5 protein-coding genes and 2 tRNA genes are annotated in these 2,465 nt (G+C 59.0%); 5 read left to right on the forward strand and 2 right to left on the reverse strand.

Translation table 11 applies throughout. The features are described 5' to 3' along the window. Positions 1-167, reverse strand: a 167-nt coding sequence (locus AC1DUU_RS29445) for a helix-turn-helix domain-containing protein (protein ID WP_476786862.1), incomplete at its 3' end; no start/stop codon positions are given. Between the two features lie 84 nt (positions 168-251). Between AC1DUU_RS29445 and AC1DUU_RS29450 the strand changes: the two genes are divergently transcribed. After that, positions 252-443 (forward strand): hypothetical protein, encoded by a 192-nt coding sequence (locus AC1DUU_RS29450; protein ID WP_476786860.1) that lies wholly within the window; start codon positions 252-254, stop codon positions 441-443. A gap of 203 nt (positions 444-646) precedes the next feature. After that, on the forward strand, positions 647-940 hold the full coding sequence (locus tag AC1DUU_RS29455) for an HdeA/HdeB family chaperone (RefSeq protein WP_476786863.1): 294 nt from the start codon (positions 647-649) through the stop codon (positions 938-940). Positions 941-1,204: 264 nt separating this feature from the next. On the opposite strand, the gene AC1DUU_RS29460 is transcribed toward AC1DUU_RS29455, so the two are convergent. After that, a tRNA-Asn gene (locus AC1DUU_RS29460) sits at positions 1,205-1,279 on the reverse strand. 193 nt (positions 1,280-1,472) lie between these two features. Between AC1DUU_RS29460 and AC1DUU_RS29465 the strand changes: the two genes are divergently transcribed. From AC1DUU_RS29465 to AC1DUU_RS29475, 3 genes are all read left to right on the forward strand, one after another. Next, positions 1,473-1,736: a hypothetical protein gene (locus AC1DUU_RS29465; protein WP_476786861.1), complete on the forward strand. Its 264-nt coding sequence runs from the start codon at positions 1,473-1,475 to the stop codon at positions 1,734-1,736. A 259-nt stretch (positions 1,737-1,995) separates the two neighbouring features. Next, positions 1,996-2,069: transfer RNA gene (locus tag AC1DUU_RS29470), tRNA-Cys, on the forward strand. 84 nt (positions 2,070-2,153) lie between these two features. Beyond that, positions 2,154-2,465: protein-L-isoaspartate O-methyltransferase family protein (locus AC1DUU_RS29475; RefSeq protein ID WP_476786864.1), on the forward strand; the 312-nt coding region annotated here is incomplete at its 3' end.

Here is a 2,465-nt window from a genome sequence, read left to right on the forward strand (position 1 = left end):
GCGCGGATGTTGTTGGTCATGGGCTTTACATCCTCGCTCCCCGCTTCCATCCGGCGGAGCGTCGGTGCGGAGATGTTGGCCATCTTGGCTAGTTCAACCTGGCCGAGCCCCAGAAGCGCCCGGGCCGCAGCGATCTGTTTTCCAACGCTATGATTAATTTCGCTCACGGTGGATAACTCCGCTTGACACTTCGTTCACTATGATCGAATGTTGCCGTAATGATCGATATAGATCAACAAGGAGCCCGCATCATGCTTAACGAATCGCTACCCATTGGCCAGCGCATCGTCCACCGGACCGACAGCGCGTGGTCGGGTGTTGTCATCGATCGGCTGGTGACGACGCGAACCAACGGGCAGCCCGGGCCAGGGGTCGTGGTGGTTCACTTCGACGGGCAGACGGAACCGAGGATCATGGTCGAAAGCGCATTGCTCGCCGCCTGACTAGATTGCCCCTGTATCGGCGCGGGATTTCTAGCCCGTGAGTCGTAATTGGATGATGCGCGTTCGAATCGCGCCAGGAGCTCCACCGACTCTGACCAAGCTGGCCACAAAGCCGTCGCGGTAAATTTGGCGTGATTGTCATATTTCCAACAGGGCACCAGCGCTTCTTGCAAGGTGGGGGCTTCTAGAAGGAGAACGTGACCATGAAACTCTGTTTTCCGATCGCACTCGCCGCTTCAACTATCATTTTGGCAGGCCAAGTAATGGCGGCGGAAGTGKACATGTCGAAGCTCACTTGCAAGGAGGTCGGTGCCATGCCGGCCGCGAAGACTATTGGCGTCGCCATGTGGGTGAACGGCTATGTCCACGGCAAAGCCGGAAATGCCATGGTCGACGGTGACAAGGCGCATGCCAATGCCGAGAAGATCGCTGACTATTGCAAAGCGAATCCCGCTGCCACGCTGACGAGCGCGATAGAGGCGGTCGCCAAGTCGTAGCAGCAGATTAAATAATGCCTAGCTGAGTGGTCCCTTCCGGGGCCACTCTTTTACGGTGGTCCGGGGACTGACGGACCAGGAGGTTAGGGCTGGCCAGCCTTTGATTCGAGCTGTGTTCTATGGGCCGAACGGCGAAATGGTCGAAAGCTTTCCGTGCGTGACGGAACGGCTAAATGCTTAAGTCAAAAGCGGGGAGGGAAAGTGGGGAAGGCTTGTTTCGATTTGAAGCTTATCTAGCAGAAACAAGCACTTACACGAGCGAAGTGGCTCCCCGGGCCGGATTCGAACCAGCGACCAACCGGTTAACAGCCGGTTGCTCTACCACTGAGCTACCGGGGAACAGGGCTCATGTGAACGAGGCGGGCTATAGCAAAGGCATTTGTGATTTGCAAAGCCGTAATCGTTCTTTTTCGAAGTTTTTCCCCACGACCTTTCTGGTAATCGCCGCCAACCGCGCTCATATGACGGCTTCGCAAAGGCTTTCGCCGGATTGGCGCGGCATTCGGGCGCAGACGGATCAGCGGCAGGGATAATGATCAGACAAGGACCTCAGCAGCCCCCGAGGCGGAAGATTTCGGTCTTCGGCCGCGAATTCGCCATGCCGCGCTCGCGCGGTGTGCGGATCGGGCTTGGGGTTGGGCTTTGCTTCCTGGGCCTGCTCGGCTTCCTGCCGGTGCTCGGGTTCTGGATGATTCCGCTGGGCCTGTTGATTCTTTCGCACGAATTCCATGTCGTGCGTCGTGTGCGCCGCAAGCTGATCGTCTGGTGGGAAAGGCGCAAGCGCCCGGCGAACTAAGCGCTCTGTGCAGACAGGAATCGCAGGGACGACTTGGGATTCGCTCGAAGGACACATCAAGGGCCAGCATAAAGAGCGCTGCAGCCGCTTAATTTGCTTCGGGGTAGGGCCTGCGGGTGAGCCCAGGGATTTGCGACAGCCCCGGCGCCCGCGATTCCTGCAAGGTTCCCTTATTCAAAACCAGCGGGAAAGRATCTTCCCCGCTTGACGTCGGAATCCTGGCAACCTATTGGAGCCGTGTAGACGCCCGAAGCGGCGAGGCCTCGTGGCGGAGTGGTTACGCAGAGGACTGCAAATCCTTGCACCCCGGTTCGATTCCGGGCGAGGCCTCCAGCTTCCTCGGCAACCGCCGCCGAGGACCCATTCGGGTGCAGTTAAATTTCGCGCGTCACGCGCTGAAGGCGGGCCCGGTTGAACATGAACGCTGATTTTTCCGAACGTCGTGTGAAGATGGTGGACGGCCAGGTCCGCACCACCGACGTGACCGACGCCGCCATTCTTTCCGCCATGCTCTCGGTGCCGCGCGAGGCATTCGTCGACAACGGCCAGCGCGAGCTTGCCTATATCGACGAGGATCTGCGCTACGCCGTGACGGCCGATGCCGATCAGCCGCGTTATCTGATGGAGCCGTCGCCTTTCGCCAAGCTGGCGCAGCTGGCCGAGATCAAATCCAGCGACTTCGTGCTCGATGTTGGTTGCGGCACAGGCTATTCTTCCGCGGTGTTGTCG

It is taken from the genome of Aminobacter sp. P4_H6_2, from assembly GCF_056400805.1.

Bases quoted from the DNA above. Each gene is read 5' to 3' on its own strand.
- AC1DUU_RS29450 (WP_476786860.1), top strand. From the start codon at position 252: ATGCTTAACGAATCGCTACCCATTGGCCAGCGCATCGTCCACCGGACC.
- AC1DUU_RS29465 (WP_476786861.1), top strand. From the start codon at position 1,473: ATGATCAGACAAGGACCTCAGCAGCCCCCGAGGCGGAAGATTTCGGTC.